Below are 19,659 nucleotides of genomic sequence, written 5' to 3'. Positions count from 1 at the left end.
GAGCCGGTGACGTCTTGACAGACGACGGCCGGGGGGTGCACATTGCGAAACACTCTCTTTACTTGAACGATCCAACCATTACGCTTCGTTTACTTGAACGATCCAATCATGCCTCATACCCCTTTGAACGTTCAAACTCCCAGAAAGGTGCATATGGCTACAAAGGTGACGATCACTGACGTCGCTCGCCGTGCCGGGGTGTCACGTCAGACGGTGTCGAACGTGCTCAACAGCCCCGAACTGGTCCGCGAGGAGACCCGCGACCGGGTGCGGGAGGCCATCGAGACGCTCGGCTACCGGGCCAGCCAGGCCGCGCGGCAGATGCGGACCGGCCGCTCGCGGCTGATCGCCACGCGCATCGAGCCCGACCGGGACGGGATCAACGGCTCGGTGCTGGACCGGTTCCTGCACGGGCTCACCGCCTCGGCGGCCCGTGCCGGATACCGGATCCTGCTGTACGCGGCGGGCGACGAGCGTTCGGAGATCGACACCTTCGACGAGCTGGTCGGCAGCCACGAGCCGGACGCCTTCGTGCTCACCAGCACCTATCACGGCGACGGCCGCCCCGCGTGGCTGCGCGAGCGGCGGCTGCCGTTCGTCACGTTCGGGCGGCCATGGGGAAACACGGGGAACGCGGGGAACGCGGGAGACACCGGGAGCCCGGACGGCGCCTCCGGCGATCCGGGGTATCCCTGGGTCGACGTGGACGGCGCGGCGGGCACCGCGGCGGCCACCCGCCACCTGCTCGACGCGGGTCACCGGCGGATCGGGTTCCTCGGCTGGCCGCCGGGCTCCGGCGTGGGCGACGACCGCAGGTCCGGCTGGGCCAGGACCCTCGCCGCCGCCGGGGTCGACCCGGCGGGCCTGGACCAGGCCACGGACGACGGGGTGGCCGACGGCGAGAAGGCGGCCCGCGACCTGCTGCGCGCCGACCAGCCGATCACCGCGCTGGTCTGCGCCAGCGACTCGCTCGCCCTCGGCGCGCTGCACGCCGTCCGTTCCCTGACGGCCTCGGGACAGCTGACCGCCTCCGGGCGCCTGACGGCCCAGGGACGTCTCACGGTCGGTGGGCGGGCCGGCGGCGAGGAGGGTCTCCCGGTCCGCGTGATCGGTTTCGACGACACGCCGGTGGCGAAGGCGGTGGGGCTCAGCAGCGTCAGCCAGCCGCTGGCCGAGGCCGCGGCCGGCTGCGTCGGCCTGCTCACCCGGCTGTTCGACCCGCCCTCCCCCGGTGGATCCGGTGGATCCGGTGGCTCTGTTGGCTTCGGTGGCTCCGGCGACCCGTATGACCCCGAGGCCGGCGGGCCTCGCACGCACGTACTGCTCCAGCCGTCCCTGGTCCTGCGGCAGTCGTCATGACCGCATGATCACCTGACTCTCTTTCCGACCACCCCCCAGAAGATTGGAAGACCACGATGAAACAGCGGACCAAGCAGCACGGCCTCCGTACCGCGGCGCTCGCCGCGCTCGCCGCGGGCACCCTGGCGACCTCGGCCGCCTGCGGCAGCGGTTTCGACGACTCCGCCGGCCAGAGCGCCGCCCCGCAGAGCAGCGGGCCCGCCAACCTGCAGGTGCTCTTCGGCTCCTCCGGCGACGCGGAGACGAACGCGCTGCGCGCCGCCGCCCAGGCGTGGTCGGCGTCCTCGGGCAGCACCGCGACGATCACCCCCGCCCAGGACCTGACCCAGCAGCTCGGCCAGGCGTTCGCCGGGAGCAACCCGCCGGACGTCTTCTACGTCGACGCCGCGCGCTTCGCCGACTACGCGAGCGTCGGGGCGCTGGAGCCGTACGCGGACAAGATCTCCGACGCCGCCGACTTCTACCCGAGCCTGCGCGAGACGTTCACCCACAACGGCACCTTCTACTGCGTGCCCAAGGACTTCTCCACCCTGGCGCTGATCGTCAACGACGACCTGTGGAAGAAGGCCGGGCTCACCGACGCCGACGTGCCGACCACCTGGGAGCAGCTCACCTCGGTCTCCAGGACGCTCAAGGAGAAGGTGCCGGACGTCACCCCGCTGGTCATCGGCGACACCCGCGACCGGGTCGGCGCGTTCATGGTGGAGGCCGGCGGCTGGATCGTGAGCCCCGACGGAAAGAAGGCGACCGCCGACAGCCCGGAGAACGCGGCGGGCCTGAGCTACGTGCGGGACCTGCTGAAGGACGAGCTCGCCCGGTTCCCCAAGCAGGTGGACGCGGGCTGGGGCGGCGAGGCGTTCGGCAAGGCCAAGGCCGCGATGACCATCGAGGGCAACTGGATCAAGGGCGCGATGAAGGCCGACTACCCGGACGTCGAGTACAGCGCCCACGAGCTACCGGCCGGTCCCAAGGGCAAGGGCACCCTGTCCTTCACCACCTGCTGGGGCGTCGCCGCCAAGAGCAAGTACAAGGAGCAGGCGATCGCCTTCGTCGAGGCGATGACCAAGGCCGACCAGCAGATGGCCTTCGCCAAGGCGTTCGGCGTGATGCCCTCGCGCCAGTCGGCCAAGGACGCCTTCACCCAGGCCTTCCCCGAGGACGCGCCGTTCGTCGACAGCGCCGAGTACGCCCAGGGGCCGGTCAACGCCCCCAAGATGGACAGCGTGCTGGCCGACTTCGACACCGCGATCCAGCGGCTGCCCGCCGGTGACCCCAAGAAGATCCTGGCGAACCTGCAGAAGAACACCCAGGCCGCGCTCGGCAACTGAGTCAGCCCGGTGCGCGGCCCCCGGAACGTTCCGGGGGCCGCGCACCGGACGTGAGGGAGACTGACGTGGCCGAGACAACGACCGCACCGCGGCGACCCGCGCGCCGCCTTGGCGACAGGGCCAGGGAGAACATCGCGGGCTGGCTCTTCGTGGCGCCGGTGGTGGTGATCCTCACCCTGTTCATGCTGCTGCCGATCCTGATGGCACTGTGGGTGAGCCTCACCGACTGGAACGGGCAGGGCAGCCCGTTCCGGGCGCAGGTGCCGTTCGTCGGCGTGGACAACTACACCGAGCTGTTCACCCAGGACAACCTGAGCCGCCTGAACTTCATGACGAGCCTTCGCAACAACTTCTACTACGTGCTGATCGTGGTGCCCGCCCAGACGGTCCTGGCACTCGGCCTGGCGCTGGTCGTCAACCGCCGGCTGCTGAGGGGCAAGACCTTCTTCCGCACCGCCTTCTTCTTCCCCTCGGTGACCAGCTCGGTGGCGATCAGCGTCCTGTTCCTGTTCATCTTCAGCAACTCCGGCGCGGTCAACCAGCTGCTCGCGTTCGTCGGCGTCGACGGCCCCCCGTGGTTCTCCGACGCGCGGGGCGTGCTGCACCTGCTGCTGGGCTCCGCCGGCCTGGTCGATCCGGAGGCGCCCCCCGCGGCGCTGACCGACGGCGGCCCGTTCGGGCTGTCGTGGTGGGACTGGCTGGCGGGCCCCAGCGTGGCGATGTGCACGATCATCATCCTGGTCGTGTGGACCACCTCGGGCACGTTCATGCTGATGTTCCTCGCCGCGCTCCAGGACATCCCGGTGACCTTGGAGGAGGCGAGCATGCTGGACGGCGCCACCTCCCGCCAGCGCCTGCGCCACGTGACGCTGCCGTTGCTCAAGCCGACCCTGTTCCTCGTCCTCACCCTCGGCCTGATCGCCACCTGGCAGGTCTTCGACCAGGTGTACGTGATGAGCCAGGGCAAACCCGCGAAGACCACCCTGACCCCGGCCTTCCTGTCGTACCAGACGGCCTTCAAGGAGCTGGACTACGGCTCCGGCGCCGCCATCTCGTTCGTCCTGTTCGTGCTCATCGTGGTGCTGGCGGCGTTCCAGCGGTGGGTCATGCGCGACAGGGACGCCAAGGGCGGCGGCACCGCGAGGCGCCGCGCGCCACGCCCCGCGTCACGCCAGAGGAGGGCATGATGTCCGCGGTCAAGACCCGTTCCGCCCCCGCCCGTCCGGAGGGGGCGGGCGGGGAAATCCGCTCGCTGGTCTCCACCTTCGGCGGGTACGCCGTCCTGGTCTTCTTCTCGCTGGTCTTCCTCTACCCGTTCGTCGTCCAGGTGGCCAACGCGTTCAAGACCGAGCCGGACGCCGCGGCCAACCCGCTCTCGCCGATCCCCGACCCGGTGACGATGGCCGGTTTCGAGCGCGTGTTCGCCGACACCGGCATGCCGCTGTGGCTGGGCAACTCGCTGCTGGTGACCGTCGTCATCACCGTCGGCCGGGTGTTCCTCGACTCCCTGGCCGGATACGCGCTCGCCCGGCTGCGCTTCCGGGGGCGCAAGGCGCTCTTCACCGCAATCGTCGCGATCATCGCGGTCCCGGGGGTGGTGCTGTTCATCCCGAAGTTCCTGGTGCTGAACCAGCTGGGCATCTACGACAGCTACACCGCGCTGATCCTGCCGATCGTCGCGGACGCGGCCGGGGTGTTCATCATGAAGCAGTTCTTCGAGTCGATCCCGGTGAGCGTGGAGGAGGCGGCGCGGATCGACGGCGCGGGCCGGTTCCGCACCTTCTGGTCGGTGGTGCTGCCGATGGGACGCCCCGCCGTCATCACCCTGACGATCATCTCCTTCCAGAGCAGTTGGAACGAGTTCCCGCACACCCTGGTGGCCGTCCAGGACCCCAGCCTGTTCACCCTGCCGCGCGGCCTCGCCGACCTGGTCAGCGGCTCCCTCGGGCTCGGCAGCCAGTATCCGCTCAAGCTCGGCGCGGCGGTGCTCGCGACCATCCCGGTCGCGATCATCTTCGTGATCTTCCAGCGCTACTTCATCCGCGGCGCCAACGAGGGCGCGGACAAGGGATGACGAAACGCGAGGAGTGACGCGTCCGTACCGGGTAGGTCTGGGGAATGCTCATCTTCGGTTTGCGTACGGTGGCCCATCGGCTCGGGGTCGTGCCCCTCACCTGCCGCAACTGCGGCAACACGGCGGCGCAGGTGCTGTCGCGACGGGTCACCAAGTTCAGTCTGTTCTTCATCCCGCTGTTCCCGGTACGGACGAGATACGGAATGCAGTGCACCTTCTGCGCGGCCTCGTACACGATCTCCAAGGACGAGGCGACCCGGCTGGCGGTCCACTGAGACCCCCGCCCACCTGCGCACATAACGGGCTATCAGATTAAAGGGGGAATTTGTCTGAAACAAACAAAGAAGTGTTAATTATTTACACTTGTCGTGTTTCTGCTTTACGGTGCCGAATCAGCCGGTGTCCGGATGGGACCCGGACCCCGATTCCCGAGGAGGCTCCGTGCAGAACGCACGGCCGCGCTCGCACCGCCGGTCAGCCGCGATCCTGTCCGCCGTTCTCGCCGTCCTGCTGCTCGTGCCCGCCCAGGCGGCGGGCGCCCGGTCGGCGGGCCCCCTGGCGGACGCCTTCGCTCGCGCCTCCGCCGCGTACGACGTGCCGCGCGACCTGCTCGTGGCGCTCGCGTACGCGGAGACGCACCTCGACGGGCACGACGGCGAGCCGAGCGCGAGCGGCGGGTACGGGGTCATGCACCTGGTCAGCAACCCCGCCGTGCGCGTCCTGGAACGCGCGGCCCAGCTGACCGGCCGGCCGGCGGCGACGCTGAAGACCGACGACGCGGCCAACATCCTCGGCGGCGCCGCGGTGCTGCGCTCCCACGCCGACGCGCTCGGCCTCGACGCCACCGCCAGGAAGGACGCCGGGCGGTGGTACCCGGCCGTGGCCAGGTACGGCAACGCCTCCAGCTCCGAGACGGCCAGGCTGTACGCCGACACCGTCTACGACCTCCTCGGCAAGGGCGTCCGGGCCACCGCCGCGGACGGCGAGGTCGTCACCGTCACGGCCGTGGAACTGCAGGCCGACCGCGGCGTCTACGAGGGCGTGCGGGAGCTGGCCGCCAAGGCCCCGAGCCCGGACTACCCGGCCGCGAGCTGGGTGGCCGCCCACGCCGGCAACCGGACCACCGCGAGCCGGCCGAGAAGCTCAAAGATCGACCGGATCGTCGTCCACGTCACCCAGGGGGCGTACGCGGGCACGCTCTCCTGGTTCCAGAACCCCGCCGCGAAGGTCTCCGCGCACTACGTCGTCCGCTCCTCCGACGGCGACATCACCCAGATGGTCCGCGACAAGGACGTCGCCTGGCACGCCGGGAACCGGTCCTACAACACCAGGTCAATCGGGATCGAGCACGAGGGGTTCGTCAACAAGGCCTCCTGGTTCACCGACGCGATGTACCGCGCCTCGGCGGCCCTGACCCGCGCCCTCTGCGACAAGTACGGCATCCCCAAGAACCGCTCGCACATCATCGGGCACAACCAGGTCCCCGGCGCCACGCACACCGACCCGGGCTCCCACTGGGACTGGGCCAAGTACATGCGGTACGTCACCGGGAGCACCGCCCCCTGGTCGGCGACCGCCGACAACGCCACCTCCGGCGCGTTCACCGCGAGCGCGAACTGGACCGCCTCCGCCCAGGCGGCCGGGCGCCACGGCCCCGACCACCGCCAGGCCAGGCCGGTGACCTCCAGCGACGTCGCCTGGTACCGGTTCGCCGTCCCCGCCGCGGCCACCTACCAGGTCGAGGTCTGGTACCCGGCCGCCCCCGGCCACAACAGCTCGGCCCCGTACATCGTCGCCACCTCCGCCGGGAGCAGGACGGTCTACGTCGACCAGCGCGCCGGCGGCGGCGCCTGGCGAAGCATCGGGACGTTCCCCCTCAAGGCCGGGACGTACAACGCCGTCGGCGTCAGCCGCTGGACCTCCGGCACAGGCCTCGTCATCGCCGACGCCGTCCGCCTCACCCGGCTCTGACGGCTCCCTCCCGCGGCACCACGCGGCCCGCGCCCCGCCCGGGGCGCGGGCCGCACCCGACCGGAACTCCGGTTCCAACGCGGGCGAAGCGCCGTCGCCGACGGGCTCCAGGCCATGGGAATACATCCCCCCGCTTGAGATGGCTCTTGGGGACCACCGGCTCCGCGTCACCCGACCACCGGGCAACGACACGCTCGCCACCACGGCGGTTATCCGCGTGGTGCGTGCCACTGAGCCGTCCGTACATCAGGTCGACTTCGACGACGCGGACATCCACCTCCAACTCGCCGGCTTTCGGCCCTCCGCACGGGTGGGGGTTTCCTCCACGGGCCGAGCAAGGCGTTCCAGTTCGCCCGGGTGCTGGAGTGGGCAGTCGTCGACGCCTTCGGCGAAGACGCCTCCCGCGTCCGGACCGGCACCGCGCCCCGGATCATGGCGAGCAGGCCCACTATAGCGACGGGTTGCGCCGGGGATGGCGGCCGTCCGCGGAAAAGCCCGGAGATGACCGCAGGCTTCTCGTCCGGTTGGAACGCTCCAGACTGTCGTCCGGACTGGTCTATATGCCCTAATTTGATCATGTTTTTGTCACAGAAAGCCGAGTTTGACCTGCACTCATTACCAACCATCACATTTACGGGTTGTCAGAAAGTCCATTCACTGTGCGGGACCGGCGCAGGTGAAACCCGCTACCCGGTCACACGAACCCGCGCTCCCATCACCGGAAACCGGCAAGACCGAAGCCAAACCTGTCATCGCGCTGATCACCGGTGAGGACGACAAGAACCTCGTCCAGATCACCGTCGACACCGACGGCAAGAAGGGCGACCAGACCGACCTGGTCATCGCCACCGAGATTCACCCGTTCTGGGCACCCGCGCTGCGCAAGTGGGTCGACGCCAAGAACCTCAAGCCCGGCATGGGGCTGCGTACCTCCGCCGGCACCCGCGTTCAGGTCATCGCGATCAAGAAGTGGACCGCCTACCAGCGGGTCCACAACCTCACCATCGCCGACATCCACACGTATTATGTGCTGGCGGGGGCGAAGCCGGTCCTGGTTCACAATAGCAACTGCGACTTCAAGATTGGCGTTGCGGACGAAAAGTACGACAAGCACGTCCTCGGTCTCGATGATTTCGGAAACCCCACCCGTAGGCCTGATATGCCGGAATATGACACGGATGGCGGGCTTGAAAGATATGTCGCGGATGCGCAGGCACTGATGTGTCCCGGTGACTGTCCTGCCGCCGCCCGTGAAGCTATCAGAAGTGATGGTGTTATTATTCGAATGGACTCCCAGGGGAGAATAGGGATGAGGAACGGAAATACCATCACTACCTATTTTCGGCCAGATGATCCGCTCGCGTACTTCGAACGAGAAGCGGCCCGATGACTCAAGACATTGAGAACTTCCGTAACGCGTTCTCCAGCTTCGTTAGAGAGTCTGGTCGGTGGCGTGACGTCGAACCGGAGGCACTCATGTCTCGCTGGAGTACGTTCGTCGAAGGTTGCGAACAGAGCTATCAAGGTGATGCCGAAGACTATTTCAATGATCTGACATCGAGGGATTCGCTGGCGCGAGCCCTGAATTCTGCGGAGCTGCAAAGCTTTCCCGAGCTTGTGCCACTTCGCGCAGAAGTGGAAGCGGTAGACTCAAGGTTCCGTGCACTCCTAATGCCAGACGCGTTCCCAGGGGTCCCTGAGGAATTCTGGTGGGCGCGCGGCGTGGTGAAATTTGCGCGGAGGCGCCTAGTGGAGGATCTGCGGCGCGAATATCGCCTTGAGGTGGCGCTAGTCGAATAGTCGTTGAAAGTTCGCCAGTAAGGCGTTTCAGCGCAAGTGGCACTACGCCGAGACGTGGCCTGAGATGCTGGCTCTAATTACCGAGGTTATAGAGAATCTAGAATCAGAAAGCAGTGCACCGCGCTGTGACCCCGGCGACGATGCATGGTTTATGTTCTCCGACAGGCGCCACGTCGACGGTCCAGATATGCCGAACAATTTTCTTCGTATTTCCGTTAATTCCACAACGGGCTTTGGGGGTCTTATTTGGTTTGTTGGAGAAAACCACCCTGCAAGGGGCGGGGTTTTTGATCATGCCTGGATATCAGATAATCCGAATCCGCCGGACTTCGACCCCAGAGTAGTCTCCGACCCAGGTGAACCAGCGTTCCATGATCCACGGAGTACTCTCTCAATACATGAAGTGCGAACGGCTGTGGAGGAATTCCGTCGCACGGGTACGGGAGATCGACCGGAGTGCATTCGTTGGGTTCACGGTGACGTGAGCGGCCATCGCCTCGATGGAGACTCGTAGCAAAGTGGGAGAGAAATAGAAGTGGCCCTACCGGATGTGACTCCGGTAGGGCCACTGAGGTGATCTCAGCGACTTTCATTTAAGGTAGCCGTGTTCGAAATGCATGAGAACGGGTGCGGCTTTGACGATTTCGCCGATTCGACTGGGACCGGCCTCGATCTTTCATGATCTTTGTGTGGTCGGTTGAGGTATTCGGCTGAGGGGTGGTTTCGTGTTCTGGTCAGCGTGGTGGCCCGGTTGTCGCGCCGGGTGGGCGGGGTTCCACGAGCCCGTGGGTCAGGGTCCCGGCGCTGATTCGCTCTGTCCCAGTTCGTCGGATTGATCAGATGGCGTAGACGGCGAAGGCGTCACCGTGGTCGAGGAGATCACGGCGGGCATGAGCGATGTTGGCGCCGCTGCTCACGCTCGACCGATCCAGGGGCGCGGGCAATCCGCGGCACCGGTACTGCCCGGCGCACCACCTCGGCCACATAGCCGCTGATCGCCGTATCCAGCGCATCGGCGTCCAAGTCACATCGGAAATGGTTATGACGACTTGAGACGGCCCCACTCGGGCGGCTTGACCTGGACCCACATCGGGTCGATGGAGTGATCCCAGACCGACATGTCGGCTTGAGATGGCCCCACCTTTAGAGTTGCGGTGACAGGCTCGACCTGCTAGATCACGCGCGCCGCGGCAAGGGGGCTTGGTGGCGCTCACCAAAGTCGAGCTGCTCGACCAAATCCGCCGAGACTCCTGGCGCGAAGGCCTGGGAGTTCGGGCGCTGGCCCGCAAGTACGGGGTGCACAGGCGACTGGTCCGCGAGGCACTGACGCAGCCCGAACCAACACCGCGTAAGACGCCAAAACGACGATCTCCGCAGTTGGAACCGTTCAAGAAGGTGATCGACGAGTGGCTGCGCGATGATCTGGATGCCCCCGCAAACAGCGTCACACCGTCAAGCGGATCCACCGCCGACTGCTCGATGAGCACGACGCGGCCGGGCTGTCGTACTCCGCGGTGCGTGACTACCTCGCCAAGCGCAAACCCGAGATCCGCATCGAGGAGGGCCGGGCACCGGCCAAGGTGTTCATCCGCCAAAACCATCCCCCTGGAGAGGAGGCCGAGGTCGACTTCGGCGAGTTGTGGGTGAACCTGGCCGGGGTGCTGACCAAGTGCTACCTGTTCGTCTACCGCATGTCGTATTCCGGCAAGGCCATCCACAAGATCTACTCCAGCAGCGGCCAGGAGGCGTTCCTGGAAGGGCACGTGGAGGCATTCACCCGGCTGGGCGGCACCCCGACCCGACACATTCGCTACGACAACCTGACCGCGGCGGTGACCAAGGTTCTCTTCCGCGGCCGACTCCAGGTGGAAAACCCCCGCTGGCGGCTGTTTCGCTCGCACTACCGCTGCGAGGCCTTCTACTGCGAGCGCGGCATCGAGGGCGCTCATGAGAAGGGCGGAGTGGAAGGCGAAGTGGGCTACTTTCGCCGCAACTACCTGTCACCGGTGCCGCAAGTGGACAGCCTGGCCGAGCTCAATGCCCGCATCGAGCACTTCGAGCAGCTCGAAGACAGCCGTCGGATCGGGGCGCGGCTGCGCACCATCGCCCAAGACTTCGCGATCGAGGCACCGCTGCTGCGCACGCTACCTGACGATCATTTCTCTACCGGGCTGCTGCTGACGCCCCGCGTTGACCGCTACGGCCAGATCACCGTGCGCTGCTGCCGCTACTCGGTACCGATTCATCTGATCGGGAGCAAGGTGCGGGTGGTGCTGCACGCCTGCGAGGTCATCGTCTACGACCGCCACCATGAGGTCGCCCGGCATGAACGGCTGGCGAGCAAGGGCACCGAAACCATCGTATTGGACCACTATCTGGAGGCATTGATGCGCAAACCCGGGGCGTTTGCCGGGTCGGTCTCGCTGGAGACGGCCCGGACCAGTGGCGCGTTCACCGACGCCCACGACGCCCTATGGTCAGCGGCCCGGCGCTCGCTGGGCGAGCCCGGCGCGACCCGCGCGCTGATCGAGGTGTTACTACTGCACCGCACCATGGACGACGCCGACGTCATCACCGGGATCCGCGCGGCGTTGTCGGTCGGCTCGTTCGCCGCCGACGTGATCGCGGTGGAGGCTCGCAAGGCCGCCGACGTCCGCGGCGCCGGACGTCCCACCCCGGGCACCGCCCGCCTGAGCGGGCCGGCGACGGTCCCGGCCCAAAGCCCCCAGGTGACCAGCCTGACTCGCAAACGCCTGGCCGAACTTCCCCCCGACACTCGTCCGCTGCCCAGCGTGGACGCCTACGACCAGTTGCTGCGCCACCCGGCGCCCCACACCCACCACCAAAGCAGTCCGACACCCACCAGGAGAGCGCGTCATGACCCGCAACCGGGGCATCACCGAACCCGCCGCCGAGGCCGCGATCGACACCGCCTGCCGCGTACTGCGCCTGCTGGCCATCCGCGATCAGTTCGCCGACTGCGCCGACCGGGCCGAGCGCGAACAGCTCACCTACCGCGGATTTCTGGCCGAGCTCTTCATGGTCGAGTGCGACGAGCGAGACCGCCGCCGCGCCGAACGCCAGCTACGCGCCGCCGCCTTCCCTCGCCCGAAATGGCTCAAGGACTTCGACTACGACGCCAACCCCCACATCGAACCCGCCATCATCAACACCCTGGCGACCTGCGAATGGGTCGGTAAAGGCGCCCCGTTGTGTCTGATCGGCGATTCGGGGACGGGTAAGTCCCACCTGCTGATCGGCCTGGGCTCAGCCGCGGCGATGGCCGGCTTCAAAGTCCGCTACGTGCTGGCCTCCAAACTCGCCAATGAACTCGTCGAGGCCGCCGACGACCGCCAGCTCACCAAGACCATCAACCGCTACGGCCGGGTCGACCTGCTCTGCATCGACGAGTTGGGCTACGTGGAACTCGACCGGCGCGGCGCCGAGCTGCTCTTTCAGGTGCTGACCGAGCGCGAGGAGAAAAGCAGCGTCGCGATCGCTTCCAACGAGACCTTTTCCGGCTGGACCAAGACCTTCACCGACCCGCGCCTATGCGCCGCGATCGTCGACCGGCTCACCTTCGGCGGCACCATCATCGAGACCGGCACCGATTCCTACCGGCTGGCCCACACCAAAGCTCAGCACAACGGCAAATCCTGACACCCCCTTGTCTCGCCCATCGAGGCGAGGGCGTCGCCCGCCCCACCCCACCACGCTCGCCGTCGCGCCCGGCCAGCGGGCGATGCACTCGCGGGGCAGGGGTTCGGGGGCGGCAGCCCCCGAGACCACAGACATTCCGTCTCATCCAGGCGGACACAGCCCTGTTGATCTGATGCGTCTAAAGAGGCTCTTCGATTTTGAGGGGGACGTTCACCCTCATGCCGCTGGCACGTTGATCGTTTGATGTGTGCAGGCCAACCGTACGCGGCGGCGTTGGTTGTCAAGGTTGCGGAAGCCGAACGCCACGCGGGCGGCATCCTTGATCAACCGGTTTGTCCCCTCGGTGCGGGCGTTGGTGATGCCGGTGGTGATGAACGCCAGCGTCTCGGGCCACCAGGCGTCGATCGTCTCAGCCAGAGTGATCAGCTCGCCGATGCCGGAATCGGCGCACCACGACAGGAACCGAAACAGCCGGTGAGAGACACCGAGCGCGGCGCCTGCTCGCGGGCGCAGGCCAGCAGAGCACGGAGTTCTTCCTTGGCGACCCACGCCGTCAGGATCTGCCCGGTGGGCTCGTGGTCGATCAGATCGTTCCACATCCGGGTGAACGTGCGCTCTGAGAGGCGTTCACGGCCGCGTAGCAGACGGCGCCGGTTGGCCCATTCCGGATCGGTGGCCCGGCCCCGGCGTCCGCGGTGCTCGCGGGTGACGCGCTGACGCACGCCGGTGAGCGCCTTGTTCGCGAGGGCGACCAGGTGGAAGTGGTCGACGACGATCGTGGCGTGCGGCAGCGCCTGTCTGATCACGGTGCGGTAGCAGGCGGCCGGATCGATCGCCACGAAGCGCACTTGGCTCCTCCAGTCCTCGCCGCGGGCGTTCAGCCAGTCCACCACGGCTTTACCGGTCCGGCCGGCGGCCTGGCCGAGCAGAGCGCCCGAGCCCGACAGGTCGACGAAGTTGATCTCGAACAACTCGGTCCGCGCCCATCGGCCGATCACCTCGCTCTTGATCCACTTCGGTCTGCCTCGGCGGGTCTCGTCGATGCCCAGTACCCGGGGCGCTTCGGGCTCGATGAGCAGGGCGTCGGCGCAGGCGGCGAAGTGGCGATGCACCAGCGGCCAGCCCACCGTGTACTCACGGCTCACCGCGGCCACCGACCGGCCCGAAGCGACCTGACGGGCCACCGCCCGGCACAGCCGGCCCGTCACCCGCGCCCTGGGCGGGATCTCCGCGATCGACTCGGTGAACGCCTTACGCGCGCACAACACCTCTTTGCAGGCGAACTGTCGTTTATGCCAGCGCACCCCAAGCGTCTCCTGGCCGTAGGGAAGGTCTCGCGGGCGGGTCGTACGTCGTTGACGGACCGAGGTCGAGATAACCCCGCATTCCGAACAGGCCGCCCAGTCCTCGGGGCGTTCGATATGCACCAGCCGCCCCGGGTTTCCGACGTCGTCGGCGACGCGCTCGACGTCCACCACCGTGATTTCCGGCATGCCGAACAGGATCGAAGTACTGTCGTTCACAGCCCGTGGCCCCCGTCACTAACTGTCCTTGATCAACAGCCAGTGTTACGGGGCCGCGGGCTCTCGTCCGTCAGGCCACGCCCATGAACTTCCCCCTCAAGATCGAAGAGCCTCTAAAGATCGTCCTGTTATCCCTGCCATGAAGGAATTACCAGGTGCGTTGCGGAGTTGGTCTGGCAACGGCAAGATCAGGACGTGACCGAGTACTCGTGGCCGGATGACGGCGTCGAGATCGGGAGAAGGGCCCGGGCCGCCTGGTCCGCTACGTGTCGAGCCTTGCCTATCGGGACTCGGGTGACCGGGACGGTTATCGGTCGGCAGCCCTTCGGTGTGTTTCTTCGCATCGATGACACGCCCGAGGCGATCGGCCTTGCTGAGATCACCGCCATGCCTCCAGATTTTGAGCTCCCTCGCTTGGGCGCCTTCGTGACCGGCGAGGTCATCTGGCATACCGAGCACAACCATCAGGTGCGGATCAGGCTCACTGAACAGACAGAGAGCTGACACGGTCCCACTGGCCTGATACATCCCATCGGGGTGGGGCCATTTCAAGCCGTCGCTTTTTCACCCAGTGATCAACAAATGGGTCCAGGTGAAGCCGTCAAATGGGGCCACCTGAAGCCGTCCTAACCATCGGAAGTTCTCTCCCGCGAGAGAGGCGTGCTCCGGTCCCCCGGCCCCGGGACACCCCGCGACCGGGGGTGACCGGTCAGCCGGTCGCCACGTGTTCCAGCAGCCAGTCGGCGAGGGGGCGGACCTTGCGCCAGCCGTCGCGTACCTCGGTGAGCGCCTTGCGGCCCTGGAGCCTGGACTTCGGGACGGCCCGCTCGGCCCCCAGCGACCTGTGACGGATCAGCTCGATGCGCGGGTGGTCCGCGGAGTAGCCGCGCGGCTGGGTCTTGACGCGCTCACCGACGAGCTCGAACCCGTCCCGCACCAGACGGTCGGTGATCTTGACGAGTTCCTTGCCCGGCCCGTCGGCGTCCACCGCGGACCGGTAGCGGGCGGTGTCGGCGGAGTCGAAGGAGTGGAAGCCCGCCCCCAGGAGCAGCCCGTCGGCCTGGAGCTGGAGGTAGTAGCCGACGGTGCCGCCCACGCCGACCGTCACCCCCTGGTAGGTCTTGTACGGCGACTTGTCACCGGTGAACCTGGTGTCGCGCTGCGGCCGGAACAGCTTGGCCTGCCCGAACTCGTCCTCCAGCTCCTCGAGCAGTGCGAGCAGCGGCTCGCGGACCTCGCTCTCGTAGGTCTCCTTGTTCCTGTGCCAGTGTTCACGGGTGTTGTCGGCGGCGAGTTCCTCGTAGAAGGCGAACGCCTTCCTGCCGATCCCCTGGAAGCCGGTGATGTCGTCTCTCCTCTCCTGCGCTCACGCTCGTACCGCTCACAGCATGCCCGCGAATCGCTCGACGACCTCGCAGGCCTGCTCGGCGTTCAACCTCGGGTCGCAGGCCGTCCGGTAGCGCGACAGGGGCGGCGGCGCCGAGAACGGGCGCGGGGCGGACACGCACTCCGTCACGTCCTGCGGCGTCATCTCCAGGTGCAGCCCTCCGGGATGCTCGCGCAGGGAGCGCAGGATCCGGACGAACGCGGTGGTCTCCTCCAGGATCGCCTCCATCGGCCGTGTCTTGACCCCCGTACCCATCCGCATCGTGTTGCCGTGCATGGGGTCGCACACCCACACCACCGGCATGCCCCGCCTGGCGACCTCGCCCACCAGCTCGGGAAGCAGGCGCCGGATCCGCGCGCTGCCCATGCGCACGATGAAGGCGAGGTGGCCGGGGAGCGCGCCGGGGTTGAGCAGGGTACTGAGGTGGACCGCCTCGGCCGGGCCGATCGACGGGCCGATCTTGACGCCGACGGGGTTGGCGACCGAGGAGGCGAAGGCGACGTGCGGGCCGTCGACGGAGCGGGTCCTGTCGCCGATCCACACCGAGTGCGCCGAGGAGGCGTAGCGGCCCGTGGCACCGTCCCTGGCCAGGGGGTACTCGTAGTCCAGGAGCAGTGCCTCGTGCGAGACGTGCACCCGCTCGGCGGCCTCGCGCCCCTCCCAGGAGGCCCGTACGGCGGCCAGCACGCGCCCGGCGCAGTCGTAGGCCCGCAGCAGGCGGGTGGGGTCGGCGAACCGGGCGCCGGGCTCGGCCGCCGGGCCGTTGACCGCGTCGCCCCGGTAGGTGGGGATCACCCTGCCGTCGGGGGCGCTCTCCCACGACTCGGAGCGCGGCTTGCCGTACTGCCCGGCCATCCGGCCCATCGCCACGACGCCGGCGCCCGAACCGGCGCGCAGGCGGGCGGAGAGGGAGTGGAGCTGGTCGACCTTCCTGCCCGTCTCCTCGGCGTTGGCCTCGCGGAAACGCTCGGCGCAGTCGCCGCCCTGGAGCACGAACGCCTCGCCGCGCGCGACCCGCTCCAGCGACTCCGCCAGCGCCGCGCACTCGTCCTCGGTGACCAGCGGCGGCCGGGAGCGCAGCTCGCGCCTGACCTCCTCGAGCGCCTCCGGGTCGCTCCACTCCGGCTGCTGGGCTGCGACCCCGGCGACCCCGGCGACCCCGGTAGCCGGGGTGGTCGTGGTCTTCACGATCCGTCACCGTCCCTGAGCCGGGCGCGGAGATCGGCCTTGTCGACCTTCCCCACCGGGGTCAGCGGCAGGGCCGCGACCACCTCGATCCGGTCGGGCACCTTGTAGGCGGCGACCCCGCGTCCGTGCAGGAAGGCCGCGATGGACGGCAGGTCGAGGGCGTCACCGGTGCCGGTGTTCGTGGCGGTGTTCGTGGCGCTGGCTGTGGCGACGAGGTAGGCGCACGAGCGCTCCCCCATGAACGCGTCCGGCATGGCGACCACTGCCGCGGCGCGGACGCCCGGGTGGGCCAGCAGGTGGTCCTCCACCTCGTCGGCGGGCACCTTGTCGCCACCCCGGTTGATCACGTCCTTGACCCGGCCGGAGATGACGAGATGGCCCGACGGGGTGAGGCGAGCCAGGTCGCCACTGCGAAAGAAGCCGTCCGGGGTGAAGGCGGCGGCGTTGTGGTCGGGGGCCCGGTAGTAGCCGCGGATGGTGTAGGGGCCGCGGGCGAGGAGTTCGCCGACCTCGCCGGGGGCCACCTCCTCGCCGTCCTCGCCGACGATGCGCACCTCGTCGGCCGGGGAGATCGGCTTGCCCTGCGTGGTCTCCAGCAGCTCGTCCGGGTCGTCGCCGCGGCTCTGGCTGAGCAGTCCCTCCGCCATGCCGAAGGACTGCTGGACCCGCCCCAGTTCCTTGCCCACTCGGCGGGCGAGGTCCGGGGAGACCGCCGCGCCGCCGACCTGGACCAGGCGGAGGCTGGACAGGTCCTGGGGCGACCAGCCGGCCGCCTCCACCCACAGCAGCGCGAGGGAGGGCACCAGGCCTGTGACGGTCACCCGCTCCCGCTCGATCAGGGGGAACGCCTCGTCGGGGCTGGGCGCCGGGGAGAGCACGACCGTGCCGCCCGCCTGCAACGTGCCCAGCACGCCGGGGCAGCCGAGCGCGTAGTTGTGCGCCACCGGCAGGGCCGCCAGGTAGATCGAGGTCTCGTCGAGACCGGCGTTCTCCGCGCTGACCCTGATGTTGTACGCGTAGTCGTCGTGCGTGCGCGGAATGAGCTTGGAGCGGCCGGTGGTGCCGCCCGACAGCAGGAACAGCGCGACGTCACCCGGCTCGGGCCCCCGCGGCGGGGAGCCGCCGCGTTCGAGGTCCGCTCCGGTGCCCGCCCCGGAGGCGGCTTCGAGGTTCGCCCCGGGAGTGGTGTCGGAGACGACCTCGGGGCCTGTTTCGAGGTCGGCGAGGGCGGTGAACTCCTGCGGGTCGCCGACGACGAGCACGTGCGCGAGCGACGGCGCCTCCGCCCGCACCCGGCGGGCGAGCTCACGGTGGTCGAACCGCTGGAAGACGTCGGGGATCACGTACGCGACGGCGCCGGTGGCCTCGGCGAGGTGCCCGATCTCGCTGCCGCGGTGGGGCGGCAGCGCCAGCACCGGCGGCGCGCCGAGCCGGAACAGCGCGAAGCACAACACCACCAGCTCCGGGACGTTCGGCAGCTGCACCAGCACGCGGTCACCGTGACCGATGCCGAGGCGGCTCAGGCCCGCCGCCAGCCGGTCGGCCCGCTCGTCGAGCTCGCGGTAGGTCCAGCGGGCCTCCCCCGCCACCAGCGCGGTCCGGGAGCCGTGGGTGTCGGCGAGGCGGCGCAGCAGGTCGCCGAGCGTCTCACCGCGCCAGTAGCCCTCCCTCCGGTAGAAGTCCGCGATCTCCGACGGCCATTCCACACATCCGGCAAGCATGGGTCTCCTTTCCCGGCGGCGTCCGTTTTCGGAGAGCCACCTTTCCCCGCGGCCTCCGCTCTCGGAGGGCCACCGGTCGCTCGGCGGCCTCCGCTCCCGGAGAGCCGCCGGTCGCCCGGCGGCTCCCGCGGGGCCACCTGTTCCTCGGCGTCCGCCCTCAGGGGGCCACCTGGTCGATCCGCCAGCCGCCGCCCTCGCGGCTGTAGCGGAACCGGTCCTGGACCTCGTCGGCGCGGCGCTGCCAGAACTCCACCTCACCCGGCACCAGGCGGTAGCCGCCCCAGTGGACGGGGCGCGGCACCTCCTGGCCGGAGAAACGCTCGCCGACCTCGGCCAGGCTCTCCCGGACCTCCTGCCCGCCGTTCACGATCCGGCGCTGGTCGGTCGCCCACGCGAGCGACTGGATCCCCCTGGGCAGGGCGGCGAAGAAGGCGTCCGACTCCACGTCGGGGATCCTGGCCGCCTCGCCCTCGACGCGGACCTGGCGGCCCACCTCCAGCCAGCCGAAGCACAGGGCCGCCCGCGGGTTGACGGCGAGGTCGGCGCCCTTGCGGCTGCCGTGGTCGGTGAAGAACACGAACCCGTGGTCCACGTACGCCACGTCCACCCAGCGGGCCGACGGGCGGCCCGCGTCGTCCGCGGTCGCGAGGACGGCGGACGAGCTCGCCGGACGGGCGGCGGCGAGCCACTCGTCGTGCCAGCGGCGGAACTGCGCCAGCGGGTCGCTCTCCAGCTCCGAGGGCTCCATCCCCTCCCTCCGGTAGGAGGCGCCCAGCCGCGAGAGGTCTGCTGTCATCGACATCTTCATTCCCTCTGTTGAATGTCTTTCGGCACCATGCCACGGCTGGCATGCTTTAAACGCTAATGCCTATAATTGAGAGACGCAATGTCAACCGGAGATCGGAGAGAGCCGATGAATATGCGCGCGCAGGAGGCCGCGGGAAATCTACTGGCCCGGCACAGGGAAATAACCGGGCCGCGGACGTTCCGCCTGCTCGGCCTCGAATGGGACCTGCTGCCCGGTGTCTACGCGCCCCACCTGGCCCAGTCGTCCGCGCTGTACGCCGAGTGGATCCCCTATCCCCTGTTCGGGAGCTTCTGCGAGGTCGGCAGCGGCACGGGCTACATCGCCGTGACCGCCGCCCTGCGCGGCTGCGCCGAGGTGGCCGCGATCGACATGAGCCGGGCGGCGGCCGACAACACGCGGCGCAACGCCGAGCGGCACGGCGTGGCCGATCGTGTCCGCGTGAGCTGCGGAGACATGTTCGAGCCGCTGGGCGAGGACGAGCGCTTCGACATGATCTACTGGAACTCCAACTTCGTCGAGGCGCCGGCGGGAGAGGCCTCGGCCGACGACCTCGACCGGGCGTTCTTCGACCCCGGATACGCCGCGCACGAGGCCTACCTCGCCGGCGCCGCGGCCCGCCTGCACCCGGGCGGCAGGCTGCTGCTGGGGTTCACCGACCTCGGGAACGCGTCGCTGATCGACGAGATCGCCGCCAGGCACGGCTGGCGCCAGGTCACCCTGCGAGCCGCGGAGTGCCTCGCGCCGCAGGGCCGCATAAACTACCGGCTGATCGAATTCCTCCGAGCCTGAAAAGGCTCGGAGGAATTCTTCCTCCACATTTATCCGGCACCGTTCCCCGAC

17 protein-coding genes and 1 pseudogene are annotated in these 19,659 nt (G+C 68.5%); 12 read left to right on the top strand and 6 right to left on the bottom strand.

Annotated elements, in window-relative coordinates:
- The first annotated feature begins 165 nt into the window (after positions 1-165).
- From ACTOQ2_RS28525 to istB, 10 genes and pseudogenes are all read left to right on the top strand, one after another.
- The gene (locus tag ACTOQ2_RS28525) at positions 166-1,359 is read left to right on the top strand and encodes a LacI family DNA-binding transcriptional regulator (protein WP_440103668.1); all 1,194 of its coding nucleotides are present in this window, start codon (positions 166-168) and stop codon (positions 1,357-1,359) included.
- A 56-nt stretch (positions 1,360-1,415) separates the two neighbouring features.
- Positions 1,416-2,687 (top strand): sugar ABC transporter substrate-binding protein, encoded by a 1,272-nt coding sequence (locus tag ACTOQ2_RS28520; protein ID WP_440103666.1) that lies wholly within the window; start codon positions 1,416-1,418, stop codon positions 2,685-2,687.
- Between the two features lie 65 nt (positions 2,688-2,752).
- On the top strand, positions 2,753-3,874 hold the full coding sequence (locus ACTOQ2_RS28515) for a carbohydrate ABC transporter permease (protein WP_440103664.1): 1,122 nt from the start codon (positions 2,753-2,755) through the stop codon (positions 3,872-3,874).
- The gene (locus ACTOQ2_RS28510; RefSeq protein WP_440103662.1) at positions 3,874-4,761 is read left to right on the top strand and encodes a carbohydrate ABC transporter permease; all 888 of its coding nucleotides are present in this window, start codon (positions 3,874-3,876) and stop codon (positions 4,759-4,761) included. The genes ACTOQ2_RS28515 and ACTOQ2_RS28510 overlap by 1 nt, the downstream gene beginning before the upstream one ends.
- Positions 4,762-4,805: 44 nt before the next feature.
- Complete coding sequence (locus ACTOQ2_RS28505) at positions 4,806-5,036, top strand: zinc-ribbon domain-containing protein (RefSeq protein WP_440089808.1); 231 nt, start codon at positions 4,806-4,808, stop codon at positions 5,034-5,036.
- A gap of 166 nt (positions 5,037-5,202) precedes the next feature.
- A complete protein-coding gene (locus ACTOQ2_RS28500) occupies positions 5,203-6,732 on the top strand; it encodes a golvesin C-terminal-like domain-containing protein (protein ID WP_440103660.1) in 1,530 nt (509 codons plus the stop codon).
- 676 nt (positions 6,733-7,408) lie between these two features.
- Positions 7,409-8,122, top strand: a complete 714-nt coding sequence (locus ACTOQ2_RS28495; protein WP_440103659.1) for a polymorphic toxin-type HINT domain-containing protein — start codon at positions 7,409-7,411, stop codon at positions 8,120-8,122.
- Between the two features lie 474 nt (positions 8,123-8,596).
- Positions 8,597-9,046, top strand: coding sequence for an Imm1 family immunity protein (locus ACTOQ2_RS28490; protein WP_440103657.1), 450 nt, complete (start codon positions 8,597-8,599; stop codon positions 9,044-9,046).
- Between the two features lie 689 nt (positions 9,047-9,735).
- A pseudogene (gene istA, locus ACTOQ2_RS28485) lies at positions 9,736-11,363 on the top strand (IS21 family transposase); the annotation flags it as partial.
- A 46-nt stretch (positions 11,364-11,409) separates the two neighbouring features.
- Complete coding sequence (gene istB / locus ACTOQ2_RS28480) at positions 11,410-12,192, top strand: IS21-like element helper ATPase IstB (RefSeq protein ID WP_440103655.1); 783 nt, start codon at positions 11,410-11,412, stop codon at positions 12,190-12,192.
- A 216-nt stretch (positions 12,193-12,408) separates the two neighbouring features.
- Here the strand turns inward: istB and ACTOQ2_RS28475 are convergent, their stop codons facing one another.
- Together ACTOQ2_RS28475 and ACTOQ2_RS28470 are read right to left on the bottom strand one after the other, a co-directional pair.
- Positions 12,409-12,609, bottom strand: a complete 201-nt coding sequence (locus ACTOQ2_RS28475) for a transposase (protein WP_440103737.1) — start codon at positions 12,607-12,609, stop codon at positions 12,409-12,411.
- Positions 12,610-12,614: 5 nt separating this feature from the next.
- On the bottom strand, positions 12,615-13,667 hold the full coding sequence (locus tag ACTOQ2_RS28470; protein WP_440103654.1) for an ISL3 family transposase: 1,053 nt from the start codon (positions 13,665-13,667) through the stop codon (positions 12,615-12,617).
- Between the two features lie 243 nt (positions 13,668-13,910).
- Between ACTOQ2_RS28470 and ACTOQ2_RS28465 the strand changes: the two genes are divergently transcribed.
- Positions 13,911-14,219, top strand: a complete 309-nt coding sequence (locus ACTOQ2_RS28465; RefSeq protein WP_440103653.1) for a hypothetical protein — start codon at positions 13,911-13,913, stop codon at positions 14,217-14,219.
- Between the two features lie 205 nt (positions 14,220-14,424).
- On the opposite strand, the gene ACTOQ2_RS28460 is transcribed toward ACTOQ2_RS28465, so the two are convergent.
- The 4 genes from ACTOQ2_RS28460 to ACTOQ2_RS28445 form a co-directional block, all read right to left on the bottom strand.
- Positions 14,425-15,042: a DUF2461 domain-containing protein gene (locus tag ACTOQ2_RS28460; RefSeq protein ID WP_440103735.1), complete on the bottom strand. Its 618-nt coding sequence runs from the start codon at positions 15,040-15,042 to the stop codon at positions 14,425-14,427.
- A gap of 54 nt (positions 15,043-15,096) precedes the next feature.
- Positions 15,097-16,290, bottom strand: a complete 1,194-nt coding sequence (locus ACTOQ2_RS28455) for a 3-deoxy-7-phosphoheptulonate synthase (protein ID WP_440103651.1) — start codon at positions 16,288-16,290, stop codon at positions 15,097-15,099.
- Positions 16,287-18,011, bottom strand: coding sequence for a (2,3-dihydroxybenzoyl)adenylate synthase (locus ACTOQ2_RS28450; protein WP_440103649.1), 1,725 nt, complete (start codon positions 18,009-18,011; stop codon positions 16,287-16,289). Before ACTOQ2_RS28450 ends, ACTOQ2_RS28455 begins: the two co-directional genes overlap by 4 nt.
- A gap of 157 nt (positions 18,012-18,168) precedes the next feature.
- Positions 18,169-18,813, bottom strand: a complete 645-nt coding sequence (locus tag ACTOQ2_RS28445; RefSeq protein ID WP_440103647.1) for a pyridoxine/pyridoxamine 5'-phosphate oxidase — start codon at positions 18,811-18,813, stop codon at positions 18,169-18,171.
- A 111-nt stretch (positions 18,814-18,924) separates the two neighbouring features.
- Between ACTOQ2_RS28445 and ACTOQ2_RS28440 the strand changes: the two genes are divergently transcribed.
- Positions 18,925-19,608, top strand: coding sequence for a methyltransferase domain-containing protein (locus tag ACTOQ2_RS28440; RefSeq protein ID WP_440103645.1), 684 nt, complete (start codon positions 18,925-18,927; stop codon positions 19,606-19,608).
- Positions 19,609-19,659: the final 51 nt, after the last annotated feature.

The organism is Streptosporangium sp. H16, from assembly GCF_051918855.1.
In the GTDB taxonomy this organism is placed as follows: domain Bacteria; phylum Actinomycetota; class Actinomycetes; order Streptosporangiales; family Streptosporangiaceae; genus Streptosporangium.
Note: the sequence above shows the minus strand (reverse complement) of the source record. Positions and strands in the feature narration are given on the sequence as shown.

What these genes read in the sequence shown, in the direction of transcription:
- ACTOQ2_RS28520 (WP_440103666.1), top strand. Translation starts at nt 1,416, where the DNA reads ATGAAACAGCGGACCAAGCAGCACGGCCTCCGTACCGCGGCGCTCGCC.
- ACTOQ2_RS28510 (WP_440103662.1), top strand. Translation starts at nt 3,874, where the DNA reads ATGTCCGCGGTCAAGACCCGTTCCGCCCCCGCCCGTCCGGAGGGGGCG.
- ACTOQ2_RS28505 (WP_440089808.1), top strand. Translation starts at nt 4,806, where the DNA reads ATGCTCATCTTCGGTTTGCGTACGGTGGCCCATCGGCTCGGGGTCGTG.
- ACTOQ2_RS28490 (WP_440103657.1), top strand. Translation starts at nt 8,597, where the DNA reads ATGCTGGCTCTAATTACCGAGGTTATAGAGAATCTAGAATCAGAAAGC.
- istB (WP_440103655.1), top strand. Translation starts at nt 11,410, where the DNA reads ATGACCCGCAACCGGGGCATCACCGAACCCGCCGCCGAGGCCGCGATC.
- ACTOQ2_RS28450 (WP_440103649.1), bottom strand. Translation starts at nt 18,011, where the DNA reads ATGCTTGCCGGATGTGTGGAATGGCCGTCGGAGATCGCGGACTTCTAC.
- ACTOQ2_RS28445 (WP_440103647.1), bottom strand. Translation starts at nt 18,813, where the DNA reads ATGTCGATGACAGCAGACCTCTCGCGGCTGGGCGCCTCCTACCGGAGG.
- ACTOQ2_RS28440 (WP_440103645.1), top strand. Translation starts at nt 18,925, where the DNA reads ATGAATATGCGCGCGCAGGAGGCCGCGGGAAATCTACTGGCCCGGCAC.